This is a genomic window from Mesorhizobium sp. M4A.F.Ca.ET.020.02.1.1 (assembly GCF_004022645.1).
In the GTDB taxonomy this organism is placed as follows: domain Bacteria; phylum Pseudomonadota; class Alphaproteobacteria; order Rhizobiales; family Rhizobiaceae; genus Mesorhizobium.
Genome location: NZ_RZOI01000859.1, coordinates 1 through 2289 on the forward strand (window position 1 = coordinate 1; position 2289 = coordinate 2289).

Genomic DNA, 2289 nt, shown 5'->3' on the forward strand with positions numbered 1-2289 from the left:
CGGCTTCCGCACCCGATCAGCAACCCGCCCCACCCGCGCCGGCTGCAACCGACGACCAGCAAGGCGACCTGGACAACGAACTCCAGCAGGCGCCCGACGAGAGCGAAACGCCTGACGGTCCGGCGCCCAAGGCAGATGCCGACGATCCGGAGGCTGGCTGGGGTGAGACCGTCGATCAGGGCGAAGCCGCCCTTCCCGCCTTCAAGAAGACCGAGATCGAGAACAATACGACCGTCGCGACCGTCGCCAGCGAGTACCAGCGCTTCGAGGCGACCGAAGACACGTTCGTGAAAATCCTCAATGACCGCAGCCTGGACAGCGTCGTGCTTGACGCGCATTTCTCGGCCGACGATGCGAAACTCGCCGGCGAGGCGCTGAAGGCACTGTTCAAACGGGAAAGCCTGGAACCGGGCCATGTCGTGGCCATGCGTGGCTTCAGGCCGACGCGCGAAGCGACGACAGCGTCGCTCATGCAGGTTTCGATCTACGCCAGGAACGTCTATGTCGGGACACTGACGCGCAACGCCGAGGGAGCGTTCGTGTCGGGCGTCGACCCATGGGTCCGCGAGGATCTATTCAACTATTCAGGCGCATCCGACGAGGGCGGGCCCAAGCGCCAGTATCGTCTGCTCGACGCGATCTATTCGACGGCCGCACGCAACAAGGTTCCGACCAGCGTAATCGGCGAGGCGATCATGTATCTGTCGCGGGGGCAGGATCTCGACGCCTTCGCCAGTGAAGACCAGCGCCTGGTGCTGATCTATTCGCAAACGCCTCGCGGCCAAAGCGAGATCTCCGGACGGGTCCTCTATGTCGGCGTCCAGGGCACCGAGAAAAGCCTCGACTGTTTCGTTTTCCAGCAAAGCGACGGCCAGTTTGCGTGCGTCACCGGCAATGACGAGGTTCGTTCGCTGGCCGTGACCAACGGCATGGTCACCCCGGTGAGCGGGGTCATGACCTCGACCTTCGGCCCGCGCAAGCACCCGATCCTCGGCACGGTTCGGATCCATAAGGGCGTCGACTGGGCTGCTCCGATCGGTACACCAATCATGGCCGCCTTCGATGGCGAGATCACTTTTCAGGGCGATGGCGGCAGCTATGGCAATCTGGTGAAGATTTCACATCCCAACGGGCGCGAGACGCGCTACGCGCATATGCAGAAATTCGCGCTCGCGAGCGGCGTCGGCACCAAGGTGAAGGCCGGCGACGTCATTGGCTATATCGGCACCACCGGGCTTTCGACCGGCCCGCATCTGCATTTCGAGCTCTACCAGGCCGGCGTGGCGATCGATCCGCTGGGAACGGTCACCACGGTTGCCAGCTACGTTTCAGGCGGTTCTGGCGGGTCCGGCGATGCTGCCGTCGAGACGCTGACCGACCGCATCGTCCATGTCGAAAGCGGCGGCAGCGCGCGGGCCAAGAACCCGCTTTCCTCCGCGACCGGCGCCGGCCAGTTCATCACCAAGACCTGGATCCGGATGATGAACACCTACAGGCCAGATCTCGCCCGCTCGCTGTCGACCGCCGACCTGCTCGCGCTTCGCTACGACGCCACGCTGTCGCGCGAGATGGTGCGCAACCTGGCGCGCGAGGGCGAGGCCTATCTCCGCGCCCGCGGGCACCAGATCACCGCCGGGCGGCTCTATCTCTGTCATTTCCTCGGCATGGAAGGCGCGGCCCAGGTGCTGGCGGCGCCGGGCTCGACGCAACTGAGCGCGGTGCTCGGATCGGCCGTCATCCAGGCCAACCCGTTCCTAACCGGCAAGACGGCCAGCTACGTCATGGACTGGGCGGAACGGAAAATGGGCCAGAAGGTCGCCCGGGTCGCCACCGACGCGGGCCAGCAGACGACGACCACGACCGAGATCCGCCAGACGTCGCCGGAATTCGAAAAGTACAAGCAGGCCCTCACCGCCCTCATTAGCTCGGTTCAGAACACTCTTTGACCGCCCCTCGACCGGTGGGGTCGTTGGTGTTCCCCCTGCCAGGTGCTATTATCGGCGAACTTTTTTGGGCCTTTTGTGAACCAAAACTGTGGCCGGGGTCACAGACGCCCAGAAGCCATTTTTGGCAGAAGCGACTTGTGTCGCGGATGAATTTTAGCATGTGCAGACACCACTAGCGCGCCCCGTTGGGGCGGAGGGCTGACCCATGAAAGCGTTCGCCGTCTTTCTGAGCGGATTTATCCTGTTTGTCCTGGCCTCGCTCGCCGCCCAGGCCGCCGCGCCCGACAGCGTCGCGCCCGACCCCAAACGCGTCGCGCTGGTGATCGGCAACAGCAAATACGTC

General features: G+C 64.1%; 1 protein-coding gene. It reads left to right on the forward strand.

Going from position 1 to position 2289, the window contains the following annotated elements; genetic code table 11:
* On the forward strand, window positions 1-1946 hold a 1946-nt coding region (locus EN742_RS32225; protein ID WP_148670415.1), incomplete at its 5' end, for a M23 family metallopeptidase.
* Window positions 1947-2289: the final 343 nt, after the last annotated feature.